25 protein-coding genes and 1 pseudogene are annotated in these 22,984 nt (G+C 30.2%); 16 read left to right on the forward strand and 10 right to left on the reverse strand.

The annotated features are described in order from the left end of the window. Nucleotides 1–4 precede the first annotated feature (4 nt). Both G4D72_RS05545 and G4D72_RS05550 read left to right on the forward strand, forming a co-directional pair. On the forward strand, nucleotides 5–466 hold the full coding sequence (locus G4D72_RS05545) for a hypothetical protein (RefSeq protein WP_166076628.1): 462 nt from the start codon (nucleotides 5–7) through the stop codon (nucleotides 464–466). Nucleotides 467–665: 199 nt separating this feature from the next. Next, the gene (locus G4D72_RS05550; RefSeq protein ID WP_166076629.1) at nucleotides 666–1,022 is read left to right on the forward strand and encodes a hypothetical protein; all 357 of its coding nucleotides are present in this window, start codon (nucleotides 666–668) and stop codon (nucleotides 1,020–1,022) included. Between the two features lie 415 nt (nucleotides 1,023–1,437). On the opposite strand, the gene G4D72_RS05555 is transcribed toward G4D72_RS05550, so the two are convergent. The 4 genes from G4D72_RS05555 to G4D72_RS05570 all read right to left on the reverse strand — a co-directional run bounded on the left by G4D72_RS05555 (nucleotide 1,438) and on the right by G4D72_RS05570 (nucleotide 5,110). Next, nucleotides 1,438–2,244, reverse strand: a complete 807-nt coding sequence (locus G4D72_RS05555) for an endonuclease/exonuclease/phosphatase family protein (protein ID WP_166076630.1) — start codon at nucleotides 2,242–2,244, stop codon at nucleotides 1,438–1,440. A gap of 300 nt (nucleotides 2,245–2,544) precedes the next feature. Beyond that, on the reverse strand, nucleotides 2,545–3,210 hold the full coding sequence (locus tag G4D72_RS05560; RefSeq protein ID WP_166076631.1) for a helix-turn-helix domain-containing protein: 666 nt from the start codon (nucleotides 3,208–3,210) through the stop codon (nucleotides 2,545–2,547). Between the two features lie 8 nt (nucleotides 3,211–3,218). Continuing rightward, the gene (locus G4D72_RS05565) at nucleotides 3,219–4,862 is read right to left on the reverse strand and encodes a tetratricopeptide repeat-containing sensor histidine kinase (RefSeq protein WP_166076632.1); all 1,644 of its coding nucleotides are present in this window, start codon (nucleotides 4,860–4,862) and stop codon (nucleotides 3,219–3,221) included. A 53-nt stretch (nucleotides 4,863–4,915) separates the two neighbouring features. After that, nucleotides 4,916–5,110: a hypothetical protein gene (locus tag G4D72_RS05570; RefSeq protein ID WP_166076633.1), complete on the reverse strand. Its 195-nt coding sequence runs from the start codon at nucleotides 5,108–5,110 to the stop codon at nucleotides 4,916–4,918. A 342-nt stretch (nucleotides 5,111–5,452) separates the two neighbouring features. Here G4D72_RS05570 and G4D72_RS05575 point away from each other — a divergent pair, with 342 nt between their 5' ends. The 7 genes and pseudogenes from G4D72_RS05575 to fsa all read left to right on the forward strand — a co-directional run bounded on the left by G4D72_RS05575 (nucleotide 5,453) and on the right by fsa (nucleotide 11,320). Next, a complete protein-coding gene (locus G4D72_RS05575; protein ID WP_166076634.1) occupies nucleotides 5,453–6,298 on the forward strand; it encodes a hypothetical protein in 846 nt (281 codons plus the stop codon). 233 nt (nucleotides 6,299–6,531) lie between these two features. After that, nucleotides 6,532–6,677, forward strand: a pseudogene (locus G4D72_RS13575) (helix-turn-helix domain-containing protein); the annotation flags it as partial. 193 nt (nucleotides 6,678–6,870) lie between these two features. Further along, complete coding sequence (locus G4D72_RS05580; protein ID WP_166076635.1) at nucleotides 6,871–7,290, forward strand: DUF983 domain-containing protein; 420 nt, start codon at nucleotides 6,871–6,873, stop codon at nucleotides 7,288–7,290. Between the two features lie 72 nt (nucleotides 7,291–7,362). Next, on the forward strand, nucleotides 7,363–8,775 hold the full coding sequence (locus tag G4D72_RS05585) for an MBL fold metallo-hydrolase (protein WP_166076637.1): 1,413 nt from the start codon (nucleotides 7,363–7,365) through the stop codon (nucleotides 8,773–8,775). A gap of 90 nt (nucleotides 8,776–8,865) precedes the next feature. Further along, nucleotides 8,866–9,780, forward strand: coding sequence for a DUF3667 domain-containing protein (locus G4D72_RS05590; protein WP_166076638.1), 915 nt, complete (start codon nucleotides 8,866–8,868; stop codon nucleotides 9,778–9,780). 3 nt (nucleotides 9,781–9,783) lie between these two features. Beyond that, on the forward strand, nucleotides 9,784–10,587 hold the full coding sequence (locus G4D72_RS05595) for an SDR family oxidoreductase (protein WP_166076639.1): 804 nt from the start codon (nucleotides 9,784–9,786) through the stop codon (nucleotides 10,585–10,587). A gap of 76 nt (nucleotides 10,588–10,663) precedes the next feature. Beyond that, nucleotides 10,664–11,320 carry a fructose-6-phosphate aldolase gene (fsa, locus tag G4D72_RS05600; protein WP_166076640.1) on the forward strand — a complete coding sequence of 219 codons (657 nt, stop codon included), beginning with the start codon at nucleotides 10,664–10,666 and terminating at the stop codon, nucleotides 11,318–11,320. A 107-nt stretch (nucleotides 11,321–11,427) separates the two neighbouring features. On the opposite strand, the gene G4D72_RS05605 is transcribed toward fsa, so the two are convergent. Beyond that, entirely contained in the window at nucleotides 11,428–12,831 is a 1,404-nt protein-coding gene (locus G4D72_RS05605) for a TlpA family protein disulfide reductase (protein WP_166076642.1), read from the reverse strand. A gap of 153 nt (nucleotides 12,832–12,984) precedes the next feature. On the opposite strand from G4D72_RS05605, the gene G4D72_RS05610 reads away from it, so the two are divergent. Then, the gene (locus G4D72_RS05610) at nucleotides 12,985–14,604 is read left to right on the forward strand and encodes an ABC-F family ATP-binding cassette domain-containing protein (RefSeq protein WP_166076643.1); all 1,620 of its coding nucleotides are present in this window, start codon (nucleotides 12,985–12,987) and stop codon (nucleotides 14,602–14,604) included. 216 nt (nucleotides 14,605–14,820) lie between these two features. Here the strand turns inward: G4D72_RS05610 and trmD are convergent, their stop codons facing one another. Beyond that, nucleotides 14,821–15,501 carry a tRNA (guanosine(37)-N1)-methyltransferase TrmD gene (gene trmD / locus G4D72_RS05615; RefSeq protein WP_166076644.1) on the reverse strand — a complete coding sequence of 227 codons (681 nt, stop codon included), beginning with the start codon at nucleotides 15,499–15,501 and terminating at the stop codon, nucleotides 14,821–14,823. 91 nt (nucleotides 15,502–15,592) lie between these two features. Next, complete coding sequence (locus G4D72_RS05620) at nucleotides 15,593–16,399, reverse strand: class I SAM-dependent methyltransferase (RefSeq protein WP_166076645.1); 807 nt, start codon at nucleotides 16,397–16,399, stop codon at nucleotides 15,593–15,595. Between the two features lie 245 nt (nucleotides 16,400–16,644). Here G4D72_RS05620 and G4D72_RS05625 point away from each other — a divergent pair, with 245 nt between their 5' ends. From G4D72_RS05625 to G4D72_RS05635, 3 genes are all read left to right on the forward strand, one after another. Further along, complete coding sequence (locus G4D72_RS05625) at nucleotides 16,645–17,577, forward strand: peptidylprolyl isomerase (protein ID WP_166076646.1); 933 nt, start codon at nucleotides 16,645–16,647, stop codon at nucleotides 17,575–17,577. 93 nt (nucleotides 17,578–17,670) lie between these two features. Continuing rightward, nucleotides 17,671–18,051 (forward strand): c-type cytochrome, encoded by a 381-nt coding sequence (locus tag G4D72_RS05630; protein ID WP_235922453.1) that lies wholly within the window; start codon nucleotides 17,671–17,673, stop codon nucleotides 18,049–18,051. Nucleotides 18,052–18,112: 61 nt separating this feature from the next. Continuing rightward, nucleotides 18,113–18,610, forward strand: coding sequence for a hypothetical protein (locus G4D72_RS05635; protein WP_166076647.1), 498 nt, complete (start codon nucleotides 18,113–18,115; stop codon nucleotides 18,608–18,610). 4 nt (nucleotides 18,611–18,614) lie between these two features. Here G4D72_RS05635 and G4D72_RS05640 read toward each other — a convergent pair whose 3' ends face one another. Together G4D72_RS05640 and G4D72_RS05645 are read right to left on the reverse strand one after the other, a co-directional pair. Then, nucleotides 18,615–19,688 (reverse strand): GyrI-like domain-containing protein, encoded by a 1,074-nt coding sequence (locus tag G4D72_RS05640; protein WP_166076648.1) that lies wholly within the window; start codon nucleotides 19,686–19,688, stop codon nucleotides 18,615–18,617. A gap of 33 nt (nucleotides 19,689–19,721) precedes the next feature. Next, complete coding sequence (locus G4D72_RS05645; protein ID WP_166076649.1) at nucleotides 19,722–19,910, reverse strand: hypothetical protein; 189 nt, start codon at nucleotides 19,908–19,910, stop codon at nucleotides 19,722–19,724. Nucleotides 19,911–20,121: 211 nt separating this feature from the next. On the opposite strand from G4D72_RS05645, the gene G4D72_RS05650 reads away from it, so the two are divergent. After that, entirely contained in the window at nucleotides 20,122–20,505 is a 384-nt protein-coding gene (locus G4D72_RS05650) for a pyrophosphohydrolase domain-containing protein (protein WP_166076650.1), read from the forward strand. 156 nt (nucleotides 20,506–20,661) lie between these two features. Here the strand turns inward: G4D72_RS05650 and G4D72_RS05655 are convergent, their stop codons facing one another. Next, nucleotides 20,662–21,726: a branched-chain amino acid aminotransferase gene (locus tag G4D72_RS05655; protein WP_166076651.1), complete on the reverse strand. Its 1,065-nt coding sequence runs from the start codon at nucleotides 21,724–21,726 to the stop codon at nucleotides 20,662–20,664. Nucleotides 21,727–21,872: 146 nt separating this feature from the next. Here G4D72_RS05655 and G4D72_RS05660 point away from each other — a divergent pair, with 146 nt between their 5' ends. Together G4D72_RS05660 and G4D72_RS05665 are read left to right on the forward strand one after the other, a co-directional pair. Next, the gene (locus tag G4D72_RS05660; RefSeq protein ID WP_166076652.1) at nucleotides 21,873–22,367 is read left to right on the forward strand and encodes a DUF4920 domain-containing protein; all 495 of its coding nucleotides are present in this window, start codon (nucleotides 21,873–21,875) and stop codon (nucleotides 22,365–22,367) included. Then, nucleotides 22,367–22,798 carry a hypothetical protein gene (locus tag G4D72_RS05665; RefSeq protein WP_166076653.1) on the forward strand — a complete coding sequence of 144 codons (432 nt, stop codon included), beginning with the start codon at nucleotides 22,367–22,369 and terminating at the stop codon, nucleotides 22,796–22,798. Before G4D72_RS05660 ends, G4D72_RS05665 begins: the two co-directional genes overlap by 1 nt. Nucleotides 22,799–22,984 lie beyond the last annotated feature (186 nt).

A 22,984-nucleotide genomic window follows, 5' to 3' on the forward strand; every position in this document is an offset into this window, starting at 1 on the left:
TAAAATGAGTAAACAAATCTACATATCAACTATTTTCTTAATTATATTATCAATTTCCTGTTCAACTAATAAAGGGTTAATTGAAAAAAGGAAAACGGAATTTGGTATTACTAAATATTATATTGAGAAAGACTTGAAAAATAACAAATACAAAGAAAGACTATTAGCAACGATAGATAATTCTGTTTATTATAGTATCTATTCTGACAAAATTGTCAAACAAACAAAAAAAAACAAACAATTAATTTATACATTATTCTTCGATAATATTCCTGAAAATTTGAATGACACCAAATATTATCAGAATTTGACTAAAATGGATTCTATAGTATTAACTGAAAGTAACAAAATATTGAACTCTTTAAATTTGCAGAATTTTAAAAAATGGAATGGAGCGAAAGCATTTATAATCGAAGTAAATTATTATCACGGATATCCGAAAAACAGAAAATTTAAACCGTATTAAAATAAAAAACTACTGCTAACAGGCGTTTGGCAAGACTGTGAATTTTGTAGTAAAAACACCTTTATATCTCAAGAAATTTTATCTTTGATAGAAAATAATCGGTTCCGAAGCTCGAAACCTCGCCAAGCGCCGGAACGTTAGCCACAAGTTGAAAAACGAGACGGAAAATCACTTACAAAATACTAAACGAAAGAATAAAATGTGTAGAGATTGTTTTGATAAACAATATTATGGTTTTGCTTCTCTAACGGAATTTGAAAAGTTTGAGGAAGTTTTAGACTTAAAATGCAAGTCTGAAAAAATTAAAATATTGGAATCTAAAAACGAGTTTGAAAGTGGGCTAATTGATTTCAGAATGTATTATAAATGTAACACTTGCAAAGAAAAGTTTGTAGTGTCAATTCCCGATAATGCATGGAGAGGATATTTCTTAACAGAACCTAATGCAATTGAATATCATGAGAAGATAAAAACTTCAGACAAAAAGAAAAAAAATGGCTGTGTAATAATTATAATTTTGATATTTTTTTTCGCAATTTACTCAATATTAAAATAAAACCGTCGCACAACAGGCGTTTGGCAAGATTGCGAATTTTGTAGTAAATTCAAGTTTATTTCTCAAGAAATTTTTATTTTTTAAATGAAAAATCTTTTTCTCAGATCACAAACTATTATTAAGCTAAGCTAATTTATATTAAAAAACATTCATGAGCTTTAATTCAAAACCTAACAAGCATGTTAATTCTAAGCTAAAATTGATACGTTAGCAGAATTTAAACCTTCAGATAAAAGCAATGGATTCTCAATTTTTTAAATAGTTATAATTAATACCAAACATCCTCAAATTATAAAACATTACAATTAGGTTTAATTTCGCAATGGAATTATAATGTTTAATTCTTTGAGAAATCATAACTTTTTTTGTTTTATTAATTAAGATTAACCTATTAGTTGTAAAGTTTTCAAAACTTTTATTGGCAAAAAATTTCAGTTGTAATTGGTATATGATCCGAAATCTCTCTGGCTTCTTTTAAACTTTTAAAAGTAGTGTAGAAGTGAAGCACTTTAGAATTGGTCACACTAATTTTTGCTGCATTATACCAAATGTTATCAAATTCAGAAGCCAAACACTCGTTTTCAATACATTCTTTTTTTAAGGATGTTTTTTGATTGATAAAGACACTTTTATATCCCATTTTCTTCAATGGATTGAAAACGGTATGCGATTGCGGGCAATTGAAATCGCCTACAAAAAGTAAGTTTAATTTGGGATATTGATCAGGTAAAAACTTAAAATATTTTATTTCTGTTTCGGGCTGTTTGCTTTTGGTTATGGCATGGAAATTAGCAAGAGTAAATTGTTTACCCTTATAGTCAAATGTGCAATAGTAAGGTTCTCGATCCATTTCTATATTGTATTTTTTTTCTAACCAGGCCTCACCAATTTTTTTGACTTTACTAGTTTTCCATAAAAAAGCATAGCGCTCTGTTTTATAGGCACTACTACTTGTGGGGTCACTAATTGTATAATCCCATTTAGATCCTTTTCTGTTTAGTTCCTCTGCTAATTTTGCCACAGCTTGTGCACCACCATCACCCGCTACAACTTCTTGAAGGGCAATAATATCATACTCTTTTATGGTGTTTGCCATAAAAGTAATGTTTGCATCAGATTTTGATTTTCCAAGGTTTTCTATATTCCAAGAAAGTAGTTTGACCTGGGAAAAAATAGTACCCGTTATTAGAAATAATAGCACGCTTAATCTAGTTGACCACATAGTTTTAAATTATAATTTTAGTTTCATAAACGGTTACTTTAAATATTTTGATTCCGTTAATATGCATCACGACAATTTTGAAAATATCCAAAACAATTCCAAATAGTTTTTCCCCTAAGCAATTTTAATAAAGGATTGAAAAAGTATGGCTATGACACTATTAATAAAACAGGTTTAGTACTATTATTTTAATATGCCTTTTTTCGCTAAATAAACAAACTTGCCATTACTGTAAATCTTACGAATTGATACTATCCGTGTGGGAAGTTAATTAAATAGGTTTTAAATTATAAGCATGTTTTAGATGATGCCTAAATCTTTAGTAATTGCAATTAAATGAATATTATTATTCGCTTTGAAGTAATCTTTAAGTCTAGCTACTCTTTTTTCAATAGTGCTTTTGCTATTTGGAGTGATATTTAGTTTTTTAAAAAGCGGTTCCATTTCTTCCAAAGAAACACCGCTTGCTAAATGAGTTAATAATTCAACATCATAATTGTCAATTTCATTTGATGCTTTACTTTGTAAAAGATGCGCTAAATCTGGAGAAATGAATTTTTTATCATACAATAAACTTTCAATCGCTGTTTTGAGTTGGCTGATACTATTTCTACCTTTGTGCACAAAAGCATCAATATTTTGTTCTTTAAATAACAATTTGATTGTGTAAGGTTTGTCTTCAACTGAATACACAATTACTTTAATATTAGAACTTAATTTTTTAATGGCTTCAATAAGTTTTTCTCCTGAAGGAATTTCCACTTTTCGATAATCAGCCACAAAAGATAAATCGCTAATTAGTAAATCAAATGGTTCCTTGTCTTGACAGGCTTTTTTATACTTTAAAAGTGCGTCATCACAATATTTAGCATAATGAATTTCTTTCACGCCAAGTTGTTCTAGGGTTTGTTTTACGGCAATGTTAATACTATCAAAATCTTCTGCAATTAAAACTTTTTTAAACATATAGTATCTTATTTAGGTATCTCAATTTTAACTTTGAATCCTTTTTTAGGTTCAGTGTCAAAATTAATGGTTCCATTGATAGAAAAAATACGGGTTTCCACATTTTGAAGACCATTTTTTAAATTTAACAAATTAGAACAACCCACTCCATTGTCGGAATAATTAATTTCTATTGATTTCTTATTCGATTTGAAACCAATACTTACTATCGAACAATAACTATGTTTTTTCATATTAACCATTAACTCTTGCAATACTCTGTAAATTGCAATTTTAATTTCTTTACTTACTTTTTTATCGTCAAATGAAACACTATTTAAGATTACATTGATCTCATTAGAACCATATGAAGCCATCATAGCTTTTAATTTTTCTAGATAATTTTCACCTGTATCAATATCTTTATTTTCGCTAGAAATGTTTCTTGTTCTGCGATAAATGGTATCTAAATTATCTAATAATGTTTCTTTATTTATTGGATTCTCTAAATCCTGAGTTTCAGCAAAGGCAATTGCGTTATGTACATCGTTAGCTAATTCATCATGTAATTTTTTAGCAATACGAGTTTCTGTTAAATAAGCCGTTTCTTTTATCTTTCTTTTATTTTTCTTTTTTATTTGAAAATAAAAATAGAGCCCAAAGATTGTCAAAATAATTATTCCCAAAATAAAATATTCTTTGAGCTGTTTTTGTTTAAGACTTTCTTCAATAGCTTTTTTAGAGTCGTATTTTATTTTTGCAAATTGATTTTTTGCCTTTTGTCTTACAGTTTTGATACTGTCGTTTAAAACGAAAGATTTTATAGCATATGTTTTAGATTCCTTACCAGAAGTAACTTTTGTGAGATATTGTAATGCCTCTAATTTATCATCTGGATTTTTGACTTTTGAGGCGTATTTTAATGCTTTATTTGCATAAGTTTTAGCTAAATTGAGGTTTGTTGTGTTGTAATATTCCGCTAAATGCATTGAAGTAGCAGTGAGGCCAATTTCATCAAGATATTTCTCTCTAATTTGTTTCGCTTCAATTAAATCATCTATACAGTTTTTATCGTTTAGCTTAAATTTAGCATAACCTAGATTGTCTACCACTCTTGCGTATTCAATAGGTTCTTTTTGCAGAGAATCATTTTTTTTAATTGCTTCTAATATATTTTTGGCTTCCTTAAATTGGTTTTGTTTTAAATAATTGTAGGCAATGTTATTTTGAATTATTAATTTTTCTCTTTGTGTTGCAGCAATTTTTAAACTTAAGTTATAATATTTCAAGGCTTCTTTATAGTCGGCCAATTCAGAATATGACAAAGCAAAATTATTGTACATAAATGTTAAATAACTGATATCAGTTTTATTATCTACGTATTTTACTACTTCTGTTAAACTTTCTTCACATCCGTAATAATCATTTTTTAATCTTTGTATTTCCGAAATCATTAAAATAGGATATACAATAGTATTTTCCTTATTAACTTTAGAAGCATAAGATTTCGATTTGTCAAAATAAACATAAGCCGAATCATATTGACTTTTTTGAAAAAAATCATTTCCTTTATTGGTATATTCTTCATATTTTTTTTTGGATAAAATATCAGAATTACAGGAAGAAAACAGCATAAAAAATAAAATCGGGAAAAGTACTTTTTTTAGTATCATTCCCCGAAATTAAGTAATCTATTTTAGATATTAAAATAAAATTGTAATAATAATCATTGTGGTTTAGGTGGTTTAATTGGAGTTGATCCTCCTTGGCCACCCGTTTCTAATGCGGTAGAATCTCTTTGCATTGTAGCTTGTTCCAATGTGATGTCTTCTTTGTTTTTAGGTAAAAATCCCTCTGTATTGTCATTTGTACATGATGTAACCAATCCAACAATACTTGCAATATAAAAATATCTTTTCATGATAATTAATCTTTAAAAATTGATATAAGTTTGGCTGTTCGGAACTTTTCCGAACGCATTAGTTGTGTTGCAAACGCAACAATAATTTTGAGTACTCTTTTGTTTGGGAAGTGTAAGTGCGCTAAAACAAAACTTTCAAATTATACTTCCCGAATAAAAATTCAGTTTTGTATAGCTGCACTTTTTTAAATCAGTTTTGTACATTTGTTTTGATAGCTAGTTAAAACAAGAACTGATTCTGAAGCAAAGGAATTGCGTTTTTGTGTAAGTGTTTATAAGGAATTCCGATATTTCCGATATTTCCGATATTTCCGAAGCCTTCCTATATTTAATTTTACATTTATGGAAAAAATTACTTTTAATGATTATAAAAATGCCATTCAATCACATTATGAGATAAAAAAAAATGAGGATATAACTGGCATATTATTACATCCATCACCCGCACAATTAAGAAACTATTGTTCTCTTCTGTTGGATAATGGTTTAACACCAAAAGATGAAGCAGTATTTCGAAATTTTTTCGAAACTAAAAATGGTGAATCTTTAAAAAAATCAATAGAGAATTGTAATACTGATAAGTTTAGAACTATCATTTCTTTTCTTAAAGAAAAAAGAGATTCTGAAATTAGTCTCAGAGTAGAATTAGCAGCAGTTTTAATTGATTTTAAACCAAGACCCTACCATGCATTCCAAAAAACAGAAGTAGTAACAAATGAGATTTCAAATGCTCCTCAGGAAATGGGATTCCAAGAAAATATATCAGCTTTGGCTGAGTATGCCACTAATTTTAATGGTAATCCTATAAAAAGTAATTTCAAAAAGAAAGTTGCATTTGGTTTAATGGGATTAATTGGAATTACTTCTATAGGGTATACCACAAAAAATACGCTTTTTAAGAACAAAGAATGTATGCAATGGCAAATAAATCATTATGAATATGTGGATTGTGATCAAAAAGCACTGTTAAGAACTTATCCCATACTTCCTGTTGATGAAAGCTTAATCAACTTAAAAAAAATTGAAGTAAACAATCAAACCGTATTTTTTAGAAATGGAAAACCAGTTGTTTGGTATTGCAAGCATAAAAATAAAGTAACGTTTTATAATTCCTATGGCTTTGATCCTGAAACAGGCAAACCCTTAAAACCCATTACAAAATATATGATAAAAAAATACGTAAAGTAAGTTTTGGATAAAATAAAAAAAGATAATTAACCTAAAAGCTATTCCAATAACATTTAGTTTAAGGTATTAAAATCTTTGCAGTTGCTCCATATATTCTGATTGCTAATGGCATCAATTGCATCTTTGTATTTCACAAATACAGAACTACAAATGAATAGCGCATTAGCAATCAAAGTCCTTTTCGTAACTGGTGCACAAAATACTCAAAACCTATTCACAATAAAATATTGTAAAAAGCCAAAGAGTTGCTGACTACTACAAATTTAACAGTAAGTGAAATTGCTTATGGAGTGGGATTTGAGCACACTCAATCTTTTAGTAAACCATTTAAAATAAAAGTGGTTTTAGTCCGATCACGTTTCGTCTATCGTTCCATTGATGCTGTTAATTTACTGTAAAAAGGATTAGCATCGAACACGCTTTCACTAGCCAATTTTTACAAAATAATGTAAGATATGTAGTTTGATTGTTCTTAGTTTAACTTTTCAATTCTCCGCAAATTAAACCCGAACATTAGTTTTTTTTAGTATGTTATCCATCCATTGTAACAAATGTAACTTTCCTTTATTGCTATGAATAGTATCTTTGAAAGAAAATTAAATATGTTTACATTCTTTAAAAATTTATTTTCATTCAAATGTCCACGTTGTCACGAAGGCAACTTATTTATAAATAGATGGTTCAACTTCCCGAACGGAAATAAAATGGTAGAACGTTGTAGCGTTTGCGGACAAAGAACAGAAATTGAGCCAGGATTTTTTCAAGGAACTGGATATGTAAGTTATGGATTAACAGTAGGTTTTTCTCTAATTACTTTTGCTATATGGGTTTTGGCAACTGGCTATACTCTACAAAACAAAGAAATATTTTGGTGGTTGCCGATTAATATTTTCTTCTTAATTATCCTTCAACCTTGGATTATGCGTTTATCTAGAGTAATTTGGTTGACCGCTTTTTTCCATAGTGATGATGAATTTTTTGAGAAAAAATAATCTTATGCTATTTATCACAATTTTATTTGAAAAATACCCCTAAATTTGTACACTATTATAATTGACAACAAAATGAATATAGAACAAATTTATACAGGATGTTTGGCTCAAGGTGCGTATTATATCACTTCAAATGGTGAAGCGGCTATTATCGATCCTTTAAGAGAAACATCTCCATATATCGCAAGATTGAATTCAGATCAGGTACAACTTAAATATATTTTTGAAACGCATTTTCATGCCGATTTTGTTTCCGGACACTTAGATTTAAGTAAGCAAACAGGAGCAAAAATTGTTTATGGTCCAAATGCACAGCCCGAGTTCGATATCATTTCAGCCAAAGATGAACAAGTTTTTGAAGTCGGAAATATCAAAATAAAAGTGCTGCACACGCCTGGTCATACTATGGAAAGTACGTGTTACTTGTTGATTGATGAAAACGGGAAAGATCATGCTTTATTTTCTGGTGATACCTTATTCATTGGAGATGTGGGTCGACCAGATTTAGCTCAGAAATCCGCATCAATGACTCAAGAAGAATTGGCTGGAATTTTATTTCATTCGTTACGAAATAAAGTCATGATTTTAGCAGATGATGTAATAGTATATCCGGCGCACGGAGCAGGTTCTGCTTGTGGCAAAAACATGAGTAAAGAAACAGTTTCTACCATTGGCGAGCAAAAAGAAAAAAACTACGCTTTGCGTGCCGATATGACAGAAAGTGAGTTTATTGCAGAAGTTACTGACGGATTATTGCCACCGCCTGCTTATTTTGGAATGAATGTAGCGATGAATAAAAAAGGGATTCCAAGTTTTTCTTCTATATTAAATAATGGTTTGCGAGAAATTAGTGTTCAAGAATTCGAAGTACTTACAGAAGATGCAGGTGCTTTAATTTTAGATACAAGAAATAACGCTGATTTTGCCAAAGGATTTGTTCCTCAATCTATAAATATTGGAATCAATGGAGATTTCGCACCTTGGGTTGGCGCACTTATCGCAAACGTAAATCAACCGATTGTTTTAGTGACAGATTTAGGTAAAGAAGAAGAAACCGTAACCAGATTGTCTCGTGTAGGTTTTGACCATATTTTAGGGTATTTAAAAGGTGGTTTTGAAGCATGGAAAGCTGCTGGTTTTGAAATTGATACTGTAAATAGAATTTCTGCAGCACAGTTTGAAAAAGAAGTTAAAATTGGCGAAAGCAAAGTCATAGACATCAGAAAAGAAACTGAATATCAAGCGGAACATATTGAAGATGCTTACAGTAAACCTCTTGCATATATAAATGATTGGGTTAAGGATATCAATCCAAATGAACACTTCTTTATGCATTGTGCTGGTGGGTATCGCAGTATGATTGCAGCATCTATTTTACAAGCTAGAGGTTACAGAAATTTTTCTGAAATTGAAGGTGGTTTCAATGCGATTGCCAAAACAGAATTACCCAAAACGGACTTTATTTGTCAAAGTAAAGTTTTATAATCTTTTTAAAATAAATAAATTTTATACCAACCGATTCTAATTTCTTGAATCGGTTTTTTTTATTTAGTTTTACATCGCTAAAAAAAAAGTATGAGTCACGGAAAATTAAGAGAAGATACCACTTGCCAAAACTGTGGAGATGAAGTAAAAGTACGTTTTTGCCCGTCATGCGGACAAGAAAATACAGAAACTAAAAAATCATTTCATTACTTATTTACTCACTTTTTAGAAGATTTAGTGCATTATGATAATAGTTTTTGGAAAGCTATAAAGTATTTGTTGTATACTCCAGCAACCTTGTCTCTTGTTTATCTTAGTGGAAAAAGAAAACAATTTATGGCGCCAGTTAAACTTTTTATTTTTATTAACTTTTTTGCCTTTTTTGTTTTTAATGCCTTTGTTTTTCATGATATTGAAAAAGAAATGATTAAACCAAATGAATTGAATGATGAGTTTTTTGATAAAAAAAATGTCTTTAATGATAAAACAAGATTTATTGGAGATAGCTCAGCAAGTAAATCAACTGAAAAATCATGGATTGATGTCAATATCAATGATAAAATGACTAAGTTGAATCAGCAATATACCATTCGTCAACTTAATAAGATGATGTTTAATAAAGCTATTGCTAATATTCCAAAATGGATTTTCTTTTTTATGCCCTTTTTTGCTTTTGGATTATGGCTAACACATAATAAAAAGAAATGGTGGTTTTTTGATCATGGTATTTTTACGTTTCATTTTTTCTCAACCTTTCTGTTATTACTCTCTGTTACGACATTACTTTCTGTTTTAGTTGGTTTTTTTGGTTATGAATTTACCGAATGGTATGATGTTGTAATTTTTATACTTTTACAAATCATATTCTATAAATCATATAGAAAGTTTTATCAAGAATCTCGTTTCAAAACTATTTTGAAACTTTGTTTCTTTTATTTCTTTAATTTAATAATGCTAATTTTTATCATGTTTTTAGCATTTGTACATACTGTTTATACCTTGTAATATATGAAAAAAGTCATACTTATCACTGGTGGTTCATCCGGAATTGGAAAAGCCATAGGCGAATTCTTATTAGAAAAAGGATTTGTAGTGTATGGAACGAGTAGAAATGCCTCAGCTATCTCAAACTCAAATATAAATTTAGTCGATTTGGATGTTAGAAATCCCGATTCCATCAAAGCTTGTGTTTCAAAAATTATTGAATTAGAAGGTAAAATTGATGTTTTAATCAATAATGCTGGAGTAGGAATAACCGGACCATTAGAAGAAATTCCGTTAGAAGAAATTAAAAACAATTTTGAAACCAACGTGTTCGGTCCGATAGAAACCATGAAAGCAGTTTTACCTCAAATGCGTCTTCAAAAAAGTGGATTAATCATAAATATTACTTCCATTGCAGGTTATATGGGATTGCCGTTTAGAAGTGTTTATTCTTCCTCAAAAGGTGCGTTAGAATTGATTACTGAATCGTTACGAATGGAAACTAAAGCTTTCGGCGTTCAAATTACGAATGTTGCTCCAGGCGATTTTGCCACAGATATTGCTTCTAGAAGGTTTCATGCGCCAGTGATTAAAGGTTCGGCTTACGAAAAAGTTTATCAAAACCAATTAGATATGATGAATGAACACGTTTCTGGTGGAAGTAATCCCATAGAAATGGCTGTTGCGATTCATAAGATTATTGCAACTAAAAATCCTAAAATTCATTATAAAGTTGGGGCTTTTATGCAGAAATTTTCAATCGTTTTAAAAAGAATTCTTCCAGATAAAACGTATGAGAAAATGTTAATGAATCATTATAAATTATAATTGAGACTTGATATTGAAGTTTTAAATCGTAATTTTGCATCAGAATTTAAATACAACTTAATTAAATATAGAGACCATGAAATTTTTTATTGATACAGCAAATTTAAAAGACATCGCTGAAGCTCAAGCTTTAGGAATATTAGATGGTGTTACTACTAATCCGTCTTTAATGGCTAAAGAAGGAATTACAGGAAAAAATAACATCTTAAAACATTACGTAGACATTTGTAATTTAGTAGATGGTGATGTAAGTGCAGAAGTCAATGCCTTAGATTTTGAAGGCATGATAAAAGAAGGTGAGGAGCTAGCCGATTTACATGAGCAAATTGTAGTGAAATTACCAATGACTAAAGAAGGAATTAAAGCATGTAAGTATTTTTCTGATAGAGAAATTAAAACAAACGTAACTTTAATTTTTTCAGCAGGACAAGCTTTATTAGCAGCAAAAGCAGGAGCAACTTATTGTTCACCATTTTTAGGTCGCTTAGATGATATTTCAACAGATGGGTTAAATTTGATTGAAGAAATTCGTCAAATTTATGATAACTATGGTTTTGAAACTCAAATTTTAGCTGCTTCAGTTCGTCATACTATGCATGTTGTTAATTGTGCTAAAATTGGAGCAGATGTTATGACAGGCCCGTTGTCTTCAATTACAGGTTTATTAAAACATCCATTAACAGATATTGGAATTGCTCAGTTTGTAGCAGATTACGAAAAAGGAAATAAATAATCTTTATTCTAAACCCAAAAAAAGAAAGGCGTTCTAATCATTTGAACGCCTTTTTTTTATACTGTTTTATTGTCTTGATTTTCTAAAGAATAGCACTTTTTAAAGAGTTAATTCAAATAAGTTTCAAAATTTGCATCGAATAAACTCACAAATGCATCTTTAATCGTACCGTTTTTATTGATTATCATGGTTCGGTACACTTTGTTAATTACCCATTTGCTTTTAAGTTCTTCAAAATTAGAGGCTCGTAATTCAATGGAATTGTTAAAATTATTTGCTTTGATTTCTTTCAACCAATCTTCATGAGTATTGTTAATGTTTATTGCAATAAATTGAATATCTGGGTATTTTAATTTCAATTCATTTACTTTCTTGTGCGAATAATTAGAATGCGAATCTGCTTGCTTGGTCCAAAAGTATATGATTGTTTTTTTATTTAATAAATCTTGAATTTTAACTAACTTTTCATTTTTATCCAACAAGCTTACTTCAGGTAAAACATTATTGTTTTTTAGTTTTTTAATGTTTTCAGCCGTTCTCATTACATCAGATTTCATTTTTTCATCTGAGACCAATTTAGAATATAAATTAAAAAACTTACCATTATTTACTGCGCATTGGTCCGATAATAAATACATGTTTGCAATATTGTTAACCACTAGGTTTTTAACATATTTATCTTTTATTAAAGTATCTGCAATTTGAAGTTTTTTGATGTTGTTTTCTAAACTCATGTCGTCTAAACTTCCTTTACTATCTGTTAAAACAATATTATTTAACATACTTGTCATGTAGTTGATAAAAGGCGAATAATGCAATAAGTTAGGTTGGTTTACATTGATTCTTTTTCGGTAATCGTAATACGATTTTGGTAAATTCGTTTTTATACTTTTACCGGTTTTAAATTCATGTATGATGGGAAACACTTCTTTTTTGTAGGCGTGATTTAATTCAATATTTGCTTTTGCTATTTCATCAAATTCATCAGACCAATTGATAAATGACTTTCTTTTCGTATATAATTTTGTAGTACTTTGGTAAGAGGAATCTAAATATTTTGAAAATTTTTTCTCGTCTTTTTCATACATTTCAAACATTTTATTTTTGAGTTCTATATCTCTCAAAAATAATTCCATCATAAAATTATTTTTTTCATCACCTCTTCCACAATACATTAGTGTATTGTCGAAATCGTTACTGTTTAAACGAATCATGATGCTATCGTTCTTATCAAAAAACACATATTGGTATTCTGGATCATGTTTAAATGAATACAATCCTGGTGTTAATGAATCAAATTTGTGAAAAAATCGATTGTTTTTGTCTAAATAAAAAGTATCAACAACTTTGTTATTTTTCATAAAAACGACAAAATTATTTTTTGGATTTTCAATTTCGCCTCCAAAATAAGCGGTATGATTTTCACTTAAAATCCCGTCTTTACAGGAGTTAAGAGACGTAATTAGAAGAGAAAATAAAATTAAATTAATATAAACGTATTTTTTTTGCATACCTATACTTTTATTAGCGAAACAAATATATTTCATTCAAAATAGTATTCATGTTAAGGTAGCGTTAAAAATAACTTATAGAATTATAAAAATAAAAAATGGTGATAACTCGTTCATTTTTGTTAATTTTGCGCAAATTAAATTTTAAAATACATGCTTACAATTTCTAATTTATCGGTACAATTTGGTAAAAGAGTTTTATTCGACGAGGTAAATACAACATTCACACAAGGTAACTGTTACGGAATAATTGGTGCTAATGGTGCTGGAAAATCTACATTTCTTAAAATTATTTCAGGTGAATTAGATCCAACTTCTGGAAGAGTAATTTTAGAGCCAGGAAAACGTATGTCGGTTTTAAACCAAAACCACAATATGTTTGATGAATACACGGTTTTAGATACGGTATTGATTGGAAATAAAATTTTACATGCTGTAAAATCCGAAATGGATGCTTTATATGCTGATTATGACGATAAAAATGCAGATAGAATTGGAGAGTTGCAATTGCAATTTGATGAAATGAATGGTTGGAATGCAGAAAGTGATGCGGCCACTTTGTTGTCTAATTTAGAAATTGGTGCAGAATATCATTACACTTTGATGGGCGAAATGGATGGAAAATTAAAAGTACGTGTGTTATTAGCACAGGCTTTATTTGGAAATCCTGATGTGTTAATTATGGATGAGCCTACGAACGATTTGGATTTTGAAACTATCGGTTGGTTAGAAAATTTCTTGGCGAATTATGAGAATACGGTTTTGGTGGTTTCTCATGACCGTCACTTTCTAGATGCGGTTTGTACACATATTTCGGATATTGATTTTGGAAAAATTACACATTATTCTGGAAATTATACTTTCTGGTATGAATCGTCTCAATTAGCAGCACGTCAGAAAGCGCAACAAAACAAAAAAGCGGAAGAGAAAAAAGCTGAATTAGAAGAATTTATCCGTCGTTTCAGTGCGAACGTTGCCAAATCAAAACAAGCGACTTCTCGTAAGAAAATGATTGAGAAGTTAAATTTAGATGAAATCAAACCTTCAAGTAGAAGGTATCCAGCCATTATTTTTGAAACAGAACGTGAAGCAGGAGATCAAATCTTAAACGTACAAAATTTATCTGCTTCAATTGATGGTGAATTGTTGTTTAAAGATGTAGATTTAAATATGGCAAAAGGCGATAAAATTGTAGTTTTCTCTAAAGATTCTCGTGCTACAACTGCTTTTTACGATATTTTAAATGGATTGAAAACGGCTGATTCTGGAACTTTCGATTGGGGAATTACAACTACACAATCGTATTTACCAGTAGAAAACCACGATTTTTTTGATAGTGTAGATTTAAACTTAGTAGATTGGTTGCGCCAATGGGCAAAAACAGAGGAAGAAAGAGATGAAGTTTATGTTCGTGGATTCTTAGGAAAAATGATTTTTTCAGGTGAAGAAGCGTTAAAAAAATGTAACGTACTTTCTGGAGGAGAAAAAGTGCGTTGTATGTTGTCTCGTATGATGATGATTAGAGCGAACGTTTTAATGTTAGATGAGCCAACGAATCACCTTGACTTAGAGTCGATTACCGCTTTCAATAACTCGTTGAAAAACTTTAAAGGTTCGGTTTTATTTACTACTCATGACCACGAATTTGCACAAACGGTTGGAAATAGAATTTTAGAATTAACACCAAAAGGAGTTATCGATCGTTACATGACATTTGATGAATATTTAGAAGACGATAAAATTAAAGAATTACGAGCTAAAATGTATAATTAATTACGATTAGAGATTTTAGATTTACGTGTTTGAAAAATAAAAAATCCCGAGTTTTGCTTGGGATTTTTTGTGGGTTGTGGGTTGTGGGTTGTGAGTTGTGGTGCGTGTGTTGTAAATCGTATATCGTAAATCGTATATTGTAAATCTTAAATCGTAAATCTTAAATCGTAAATCTTAAATCGTAAATCTTAAATCGTAAATCCAAAATCTTAAATATTATTCTTCTTCTAATAAATCTGGACGTCTGGCTAATGTATGTTCGTAGGCTTTTTGTTCGCGCCATTTTTCTATTTCTGGAAAATTTCCACTTAATAAAATGTCTGGAATTTTCATGCCTTTATATTCTGCTGGTCGAGTATAAATTGGTGGCGAAAGTAAATTGTCTTGAAAACTATCAGTTAAAGCAGAAGTTTCATTGCTTAAAACACCGGGAATCAATCGGAATAAAGCATCACATAAAATAATTGCACCCATTTCGCCACCAGACAACACATAATCTCCAATAGAAATTTCTTTGGTAATATGCATGTCACGCACGCGTTGGTCTACGCCTTTATAATGTCCGCATAAAATAATTACATTTCCTAACATCGACATCGAATTCGCCATTTTTTGGTTTAGCGTTTCGCCATCCGGTGTCATGTAAATGATTTCGTCGTATTCGCGTTCACTTTTTAATTTTGTAATACAATCGTCAATGGGTTGAATGTTCATTACCATTCCAGCGCCACCTCCGTATTGATAGTCGTCTACACTTTTTTGTTTGTTCGTACTATAATCACGTAAATTATGAAAGTGTACTTCAACCAATCCTTTATCAATGGCTCTTTTCATCATCGAACCTTCAAACGGACTTTTCATAATTTCAGGTAAAACGGTAATTATATCAACGCGCATATTTTTTAGTTTGGAGTATTTAGTAATTAGTTTGGAGTTGTAAACAGTTGCAAAGATAAACAACAAAAATTTGAAACTTGAAACAAATAAATTAAAGTTTTAATTCTCCTACAATTCCATACATCATTGGAATTTTATTTCCGAATTTTTGTATGCGGAATTTTCCAGGTTCAACCTCTTCTGTAAGAGTTAAACAGTTGTAATGAGAATAATCAAATTCTTTAAAATTTTTAATTGTAATGTTTTGTTTTATAAGCGCTTGAAACACTTCACTTAAACTATGATTCCAGGTTACAGTCTTGTTTTCAATTTCTGCTAATGGGTTTGCATAAGTGCCCGTTTCTTCTTCATAAATTGGATCCGATTTGAAGTAGTTATAGGATACTTCATTAAAATCAGTATCGTACATCCAAATCACAGGATGAAACTCAAAAAAGACCAATTTACCCTTTGGTTTTAAAGCGCCAGCAATAATAGAAGCCCATTTGTCTATATCGGGTAACCAGCCAATTGTACCATAACTCGTGTAAACGATATCATATTTTTCGGTAATGTGTTGTAAAGTTTCGTACACATCACAACAAATAAATTCGGCATCTAAATCTAATTTTTCATTTAGTTCTTTGGCTTTTGCAATCGCTTCTTCAGAAAAATCTATTCCTGTAACTTTTGCTCCTAATCGTGCTAAAGACAAACTATCTTGTCCGAAATGACATTGCAAGTGTAGTATTCTTTTTCCTGAAACCTCTCCAAGCGCTTCTAAATCTGTTTGAGGTAACGTAATTTTTCCATTAATGAAATTTTCTTGATCGTAAAAATCAGAAGTTACATGAACTGCCACTTTGTTATTCCAAGTTTGCTTGTTTATTTGTAGGTAGTTTTCAAAGTTCATTTTCATTTTTTTACTGACAAGTTATATTAGCCTTTTAGGTTCGTAAAATTTTAAGACTTACTGTCTATTATAGCCCTGATAGTAGTGGCATCCTTTTTATTTGTAATGTCTTTTTTTTCGGAGGCAATACAAATAAAAAGATAGAACGGATAGCAGGACCAAATGTGTTATGCAACCGAATTTTTCTGCTTCTACCTCCAAAAATAGCGAAAATTATAGTAAATTTGCACTTTAATTTTAAATAAAAAGCAATGCAAGACGGAATTTACGCTAAATTTAATACAGCAAAAGGTGCCATTTTGGTAAAGTTAACTCACGATAAAACACCAGGAACAGTTGGAAACTTTGTAGGTTTGGCTGAAGGACAGTTAGAAAACAAGGCTAAACCAATGGGACAACCTTATTATAATGGTTTGAAATTCCATAGAGTTATTCCAGATTTCATGATTCAAGGTGGTTGCCCACAAGGACAAGGAACAGGTGGGCCAGGTTATCAATTTGATGATGAATTTCACCCAGAATTGAAACATGATAGACCAGGAGTTTTGTCAATGGCTAATGCTGGTCCAGGAACTAATGGTTCTCAATTTTTTATTACACACGTTCCAACGAATTGGTTAGATGGGAAACATACTGTTTTTGGTCATGTAGTTGAAGGACAAGACGTTGTTGATGCTGTTGCAGGAAATGATTCTTTAGATTCTGTTGAGATCATTAGAGTAGGAGCAGAGGCAGAAAAATGGAATGCCATTGAAGCGTTTAGAGTTTTTGAAGGTTCTCGTGAGAAAAGAATTGCGGAACAAAAAAGACAAGCTGAAGAAGCAATGGAAAAATTAGCAGCAGGTTTTGCTAAAACAGAAAGTGGTTTACGTTATCAAATTATTCAAAAGGGTAATGGAAAACAGGCAGAAAAAGGGAAAAAAGTTTCGGTTCATTATCAAGGAGCTTTAGAAAACGGTCAAGTATTTGATTCTTCCTATAAGAGAAAACAACCAATTGATTTTCAATTAGGAGTTGGTCAAGTGATTGAAGGTTGGGACGAAGGAATTGCTTTGTTACAAGTTGGAGATAAAGCTCGTTTTGTAATTCCATCATATTTAGGATATGGAAGTAATGGCGCTGGAGGTGTAATCCCACCAAATGCTACTTTAGTATTTGATGTGGAATTAATGGATGTGAAATAATACTTCCTTAAAAATTATATATTAAATCCGTTTCGATATTAGTTCGAGACGGATTTTTTATATATTTGAAAAACTAAAACTAAAAACTTAAAAATGAAAACAAAATTCATACTTGGCTTATGTGCTTTAGCATTTGCATATGGTTGTACAGCAAAAAAGGCTGTAAATGAGGAAGTACCATTAGTAGTTGATAAAAACTCTCCTAGCATGATGCAATCTGCTAAAGGTGATGCTCCAGTAGTAGCTGTGCCACTTGAAGTACCTGAAGAAAAAGCAGAGGTAACAGCTGAAGTATTGGCAGAAGGAAAAAATTTATATGGTACGAATTGCGCTAAATGTCACAAATTATATGATGCTAAAAGTTTTACTGCGGAAGAATGGACACCAATTGTGATGCGTATGCAAAAGAAAGCTAGAATTTCTGACGAACAACGAGAAAAAATATATGCTTATTTAACTACGACTCAAATGTAATAACTTGCGTTTGTGTGCCGTTTAAATTAACTTTGGCTCGTTTTTTGCGAGCTTTTTTTATATGAAAAAATTTTTATTTTTATTTTTATTTTCAATTTTTAGCTATTCTCAAGAAGGTTTGCCTCATTGTGGTTATGATTTTACTACGTACTTAGTAGCCAATCCTATTGATGCCGCCACAAAGAAAATTATAGATGGATTGCAAATTACTTTAGTAGATCGCAATGGAAATGATGTTGTAAACACAAATAATGAATTTAGTTTAATTCATAAAGATAAAACCTTAGCTTTTGCTAAAAATTATCAGGTAACTTTAGCTAATTCTGAAGTAAGATGGTTTTATAATATTTGTGAAGATCAGTATTTGCTACAATTAAAAGCTAGTTTTATTCCAGAAGATGAGGGGTATTCTGTTAAAATTATGGACACGTTGAACCGATATCCAACTACAATTGTACCTGTTTTCAATTCTAATTTGTATGTTTTGTGTACGACAAAAGTCAAGAGTTTTGGACCAAAACTAACGAACAATATGATTACAGTTGAGATGAGTAAGTAGATTTTTATTCTACTGGTTCCGCTGCTGGAGTTGAAGTCTCAGTGCTATCTGATACCACTCTTTTTCTTGGTTTTGGTTTTCTCTTTACAATAGGAATGTAAATTTCAGTTTCCCATTTGGATGGTTCATTTATTTCTGGTGACGATTTTTTATAGATTCCCATGTAAACTGAAGCTTTGTCTTCGGTAAATTTATTTTCAGCTATATAATTTCTTGCTTTGGACCAAGCTTTTTTCATGTGAGAATAATCACCTGTTAAAACCGTTTTAACGGCTAGAAATGATTTAAAACTATTTCCTTTAATTTGACTTTCAGGTGTCGTTAAAATTTCATCTTTAACTGGAACACACAGGGCATATTTCATCAAATTTCCACTCGGATTGTTATAAAAAATTACAAATGGCACACCCAAAGTTTCAATAGCGTTCGTTTTGATAAAAGCTTTCATGGTTTTTAATAAAGCTTTAGATTTTTTTGGAAAATCTTTAACCAAACAAGAATCTTTTTGTTCAATGAAAATGGTTTCTGCTCGGTTAACTAAACCTTGAACTTTAACATCAAAACTGCCTAATTCATTTACTAAATAATTATTGATTTTAGCTAAACTTTCTTCGATTTGCGGACCCACATAGCTGGTAATTCCACCATTTAAAACAGAATATATTTTCTCTTTAAAGGTTAAATCTCCCTTAATTGTTACTAATGCTAAGGTTCCAGTTTTGGTTTTTTTAAATTTCCAGTGAAGTGTTTGTTTGTTGGTATTTTCAATATAATCTTGTACGATTGAATCTTTTTGTGCAAAGGTTGTTGCAATTGTATTGTTAGATTTCCATTTTACAAATGATTTTTCTCCAATAGTATTTTCAGAAGTACTAAAAGTGAAATCTTCCTCTTTGTTAAACTGTTGCCAATCGCTCCAATTTGAAAAATCGTTTACATATTCAAATACTACAGTTGCAGGAGAATCGATTTCTTTTTGTTTAGTAATTTGATACGTTGCAGGTTGTGTCGCAACAAAAACTACAAATGCCAAAAGGAAAAGTAGAAATAAAAGTGTTAAATACTTAAAAATTTTCATTTAGCTTGATTCTAAAAACCAAATATAAATAAATTATTCTTTTATGTAACCTTTAATTAAAAATAAGAATAAAATAAATAGCAAAAATCCCAATACGATCCATTTTACTCCTTTATATTGTTGTTTGTGGATACTTTTGTCTTTCAAATACATAAAAGTAATGATGATGATAAAAGAAATTGCGAATAAAACAGCAAATATGGTTTGTCCTTTTGAAAACATGTTGATAAAATTTTCAACAAATTTAAGGATTACTATATTTAAAATATAATTTTATGGCATTAAAATTTCAAAGAAATTTTGCCAAGAATTATTGAATTTAAAGTTAAAAATTAGTTTCGGCTTGGTTGGAAACGTATTTGAATACAATTTTTATCTTAAATGATTTTTAGCGAATTTTTGGCGTTAAAATATAATACTTAAAATAAATGATATGCAAAAACAATTAGATGCAGTAAAATTATTTCATACCACATACGGATTAGGAGTTAGTACTGAAATGAAAGCTGATTTAGGCGAACAAAAAAACCAACTTCGTTTTGAATTGATGAAGGAAGAAAATGAAGAATATTTAGAAGCGGTTCAGAATAATGATATTGTTGAAATTGCAGATGCTTTAGGCGATATGCTTTATATTCTATGCGGTACGATTTTAGAACATGGTTTACAACATAAAATTGAAGCGGTATTTGATGAAATTCAAAGAAGCAACATGAGCAAATTAGGAGAAGATGGCAAACCCATTTATCGAGAAGATGGAAAGGTATTGAAAGGACCTAATTACTTTAAGCCTAATTTTGAAGCAATATTGAAGTAGTTTTAAGTCTCAGTCGCAGTCTCAGTGGCAGTCTCAGTGGCAGTTGCAGTTGGCAGTTTTGTGAATTGTAATAAAAAAAAGTCTCAGTTTTCAATAATGAAAATTGAGACTTTTTACTGTAAACTGTGACTGTAAACTGTAAACTGTGACTGATTACTAAACCTTTACTGTCCAGTTAAACGTATCTTCTGCTAATTTATATTGGATATTGTTTAATTTTTCTTTGATTTCTAAAGCAAAAGAATTTTCTAATTTGGGTAATTCGAAGTATTCATCTTTAAATGAGAAGCCGACTATCGGATTTATAACAGCAGCTGTTCCAGCACCAAAAATTTCTTTTAAGGTTCCGTTTTTCGCGGCAGCCACTAATTCTTCTACTAAAACAGGACGAACTTCGGTGGCAATATTATCTCTTTTAGCGATATCTAATACTGATTTTCTGGTTACACCATCTAAAATTCTTTCAGAAGTTGGTGCTGTTAATAAGGTATCACCAATTCTAAAAAACACATTCATGGTTCCAGCTTCTTCTAATTTTGTATGTGTAGCGTCATCTGTCCATATAATTTGTTGAAAACCTAAATCGTTTGCTAACTTGGTTGGATAAAATTGAGCAGAATAATTTCCTGCCGCTTTTGCAGCGCCAATTCCACCATTTGCAGCACGGCTAAAATGTTCTGCGATAATTACCTTAACTTCTCCAGAATAATAAGATTTAGCTGGAGAAAGGATAATCATGAATCGATATTGAGAAGAAGGTTGCGCAATTACACCACTTCCAATCGCAATCATAAATGGTCTAATGTATAAGGAATTTCCGTTTCCGAATTTTACCCAATCTTTCTCTAGGTTTAATAATTTTTTTAAACCATCAATAAAAATAGTTTCAGGAACTTCTGGCATCGCCATACGAACGGCACTTTTATTGAAACGCGCGTGATTTTCATCTGGACGAAATAACCAAACATCATCATTTTCGTCTTTGTATGCTTTCATACCTTCAAAAATCGCTTGTCCGTAATGGAAAACTTTTGCAGAAGGGTCAATTGTAAAAGGTTCATAAGCCTTGATTACAGGTTGTTCCCAAGCACCATTTTTAAAATCACATATTAACATGTGATCTGTAAAGGTGTTTCCAAAAGTTAAGTTTTCAAAATCAACTTCATTAATTTTTGAAGTTTCATTTTTTATAATTTTAATATCTGTATTGCTACTATTCATTGTAAGTTTGGGTATGTGTTGTATTTATATTTTTACAAATTTATTAAATAAATTATTCTTTAGGATTCATTTTTTGAATAATTATTAACAAAGTTTATCATAAATAATTAAATTTGTTTTTTAAAATGCAATTAAATTCTATTACTATGAAAAAAATAATCGCAATCGCTACATTATCAGTAGTATTAATTTCTTGTAACAAGAAAGAGGATGTGGTGAAAAAATCTTCTTCAGAAATAGTTTATGCTTCTTTTGGAGATAAAATTTCGGAAAAAAACGCCATTTCTAAAGAAGAAATGTTAGCAAAATATAAAAGTTTGAAAAGCGGTGATACGCTTACTGTTAAATTAAGTACAAAAATTAATGAGATTTGTCAGAATAAAGGTTGTTGGATGACTTTAGATTTAGGTGATGAAAAAAATGCCTTTGTGAAATTTAAAGATTATGCTTTTTTTGTACCAATGAATGCCCAAAAAAGAGAAGCTGTAGTTGAAGGAAAGGCTTTTGTAGAAGAAACTTCTGTAGCTGAATTAAAACATTATGCCGAAGATGAAGGGAAATCTGCAGAAGAAATAGCAAAGATTACTGAGCCAAAAACAGAGTATAAATTTTTAGCAAATGGCGTTTTAATTTCTAAATAATGAGATATTTAATTGTTGTTTTTTCTTTTTTATTAATGAGTTGTACTTCGAATAAATCAGAAGAGAAAAAAGAAAGTTCTGAAAAACCTCAAGAAGAATTTCAAATGTACGAAGCTTCTGAAATGGCTACATTGATGGAACAAATGTATGTACATAATGCACAACTTCGTGATAAGATTATAAAAAACGATTCGTTAGGAAGTTTGCCAGATTATTTTTCGAAAATTACAAAAGCTTCCATGACAAAGGGGAAAGAAAGAGACGACTTTTTTAATGAGAAAGCTAAAGTTTTTATCAAAGCACAAACCGAAATTTATGCTTCAGAAAATACCAAACAAAGTTTCAATTCTATGGTAGATGCTTGTATTAGTTGTCATGAAGTGAAATGTGGTGGACCAATTGAAAGAATTAAAACCTTGTATATTAAGTAAATTTTCTTTTGATCATTATATTTAAACCAGAATGAAATATCTGTTTTTTTTGATTTTTTAAAGTCTCACAGTTTCCCAAACAAGCTCTATAAATACTGTTTGTTGTAACAATAGTTATAAAATACTTAAAATTTGATGTTTTAAAACCATTAGTAAAACTTTTTCGTAATTTTATATAAACAATCA

The sequence above is a fragment of the Flavobacterium difficile genome (assembly GCF_011392115.1).
In the GTDB taxonomy this organism is placed as follows: domain Bacteria; phylum Bacteroidota; class Bacteroidia; order Flavobacteriales; family Flavobacteriaceae; genus Flavobacterium; species Flavobacterium difficile.

Bases quoted from the DNA above. Each gene is read 5' to 3' on its own strand.
- G4D72_RS05545 (WP_166076628.1), top strand. From the start codon at position 5: ATGAGTAAACAAATCTACATATCAACTATTTTCTTAATTATATTATCA.
- G4D72_RS05550 (WP_166076629.1), top strand. From the start codon at position 666: ATGTGTAGAGATTGTTTTGATAAACAATATTATGGTTTTGCTTCTCTA.
- G4D72_RS05555 (WP_166076630.1), bottom strand. From the start codon at position 2,244: ATGTGGTCAACTAGATTAAGCGTGCTATTATTTCTAATAACGGGTACT.
- G4D72_RS05560 (WP_166076631.1), bottom strand. From the start codon at position 3,210: ATGTTTAAAAAAGTTTTAATTGCAGAAGATTTTGATAGTATTAACATT.
- G4D72_RS05565 (WP_166076632.1), bottom strand. From the start codon at position 4,862: ATGATACTAAAAAAAGTACTTTTCCCGATTTTATTTTTTATGCTGTTT.
- G4D72_RS05570 (WP_166076633.1), bottom strand. From the start codon at position 5,110: ATGAAAAGATATTTTTATATTGCAAGTATTGTTGGATTGGTTACATCA.
- G4D72_RS05575 (WP_166076634.1), top strand. From the start codon at position 5,453: ATGGAAAAAATTACTTTTAATGATTATAAAAATGCCATTCAATCACAT.
- G4D72_RS05580 (WP_166076635.1), top strand. From the start codon at position 6,871: ATGAATAGTATCTTTGAAAGAAAATTAAATATGTTTACATTCTTTAAA.
- G4D72_RS05585 (WP_166076637.1), top strand. From the start codon at position 7,363: ATGAATATAGAACAAATTTATACAGGATGTTTGGCTCAAGGTGCGTAT.
- G4D72_RS05590 (WP_166076638.1), top strand. From the start codon at position 8,866: ATGAGTCACGGAAAATTAAGAGAAGATACCACTTGCCAAAACTGTGGA.
- G4D72_RS05595 (WP_166076639.1), top strand. From the start codon at position 9,784: ATGAAAAAAGTCATACTTATCACTGGTGGTTCATCCGGAATTGGAAAA.
- fsa (WP_166076640.1), top strand. From the start codon at position 10,664: ATGAAATTTTTTATTGATACAGCAAATTTAAAAGACATCGCTGAAGCT.
- G4D72_RS05605 (WP_166076642.1), bottom strand. From the start codon at position 12,831: ATGCAAAAAAAATACGTTTATATTAATTTAATTTTATTTTCTCTTCTA.
- G4D72_RS05610 (WP_166076643.1), top strand. From the start codon at position 12,985: ATGCTTACAATTTCTAATTTATCGGTACAATTTGGTAAAAGAGTTTTA.
- trmD (WP_166076644.1), bottom strand. From the start codon at position 15,501: ATGCGCGTTGATATAATTACCGTTTTACCTGAAATTATGAAAAGTCCG.
- G4D72_RS05620 (WP_166076645.1), bottom strand. From the start codon at position 16,399: ATGAAAATGAACTTTGAAAACTACCTACAAATAAACAAGCAAACTTGG.
- G4D72_RS05625 (WP_166076646.1), top strand. From the start codon at position 16,645: ATGCAAGACGGAATTTACGCTAAATTTAATACAGCAAAAGGTGCCATT.
- G4D72_RS05630 (WP_235922453.1), top strand. From the start codon at position 17,671: ATGAAAACAAAATTCATACTTGGCTTATGTGCTTTAGCATTTGCATAT.
- G4D72_RS05635 (WP_166076647.1), top strand. From the start codon at position 18,113: ATGAAAAAATTTTTATTTTTATTTTTATTTTCAATTTTTAGCTATTCT.
- G4D72_RS05640 (WP_166076648.1), bottom strand. From the start codon at position 19,688: ATGAAAATTTTTAAGTATTTAACACTTTTATTTCTACTTTTCCTTTTG.
- G4D72_RS05645 (WP_166076649.1), bottom strand. From the start codon at position 19,910: ATGTTTTCAAAAGGACAAACCATATTTGCTGTTTTATTCGCAATTTCT.
- G4D72_RS05650 (WP_166076650.1), top strand. From the start codon at position 20,122: ATGCAAAAACAATTAGATGCAGTAAAATTATTTCATACCACATACGGA.
- G4D72_RS05655 (WP_166076651.1), bottom strand. From the start codon at position 21,726: ATGAATAGTAGCAATACAGATATTAAAATTATAAAAAATGAAACTTCA.
- G4D72_RS05660 (WP_166076652.1), top strand. From the start codon at position 21,873: ATGAAAAAAATAATCGCAATCGCTACATTATCAGTAGTATTAATTTCT.
- G4D72_RS05665 (WP_166076653.1), top strand. From the start codon at position 22,367: ATGAGATATTTAATTGTTGTTTTTTCTTTTTTATTAATGAGTTGTACT.